This is a genomic window from Micrococcus sp. GbtcB5 (assembly GCF_019091605.1).
GTDB classification, from domain to species: Bacteria; Actinomycetota; Actinomycetes; order Actinomycetales; family Micrococcaceae; genus Micrococcus; species Micrococcus luteus.
This window is the reverse complement of the sequence record NZ_JAGXJK010000648.1, coordinates 1-228: the sequence shown is the minus strand read 5'-3', so window position 1 is coordinate 228 and position 228 is coordinate 1. Positions and strand designations below refer to the sequence as shown.

1 pseudogene is annotated in these 228 nt (G+C 75.9%); it reads left to right on the top strand.

The annotated features are described in order from the left end of the window. Nucleotides 1-228, top strand: a pseudogene (locus KVS67_RS13825) (trans-aconitate 2-methyltransferase); the annotation flags it as partial.

Below are 228 nucleotides of genomic sequence, written 5' to 3'. Positions count from 1 at the left end.
CGGGCCGGAGAGCAGGCGCCCCGCACGGGTGCCCCCGCCAACCTGCCCTTCGAGGCGGTCGACGCCTCGCAGTGGCGCCCGTCGGGGGCGACGGACGTCGTGGTGCCCAACGCGATGCTCCAGTGGATCCCGACGCACCGTCGCCTGATCCGGGGCTGGCTCGGGGACCTCACGCCGGGGGCGTGGTTCGCGGCGCAGATCCCGCGGCCCTACGAGCAGCCCTCCCAT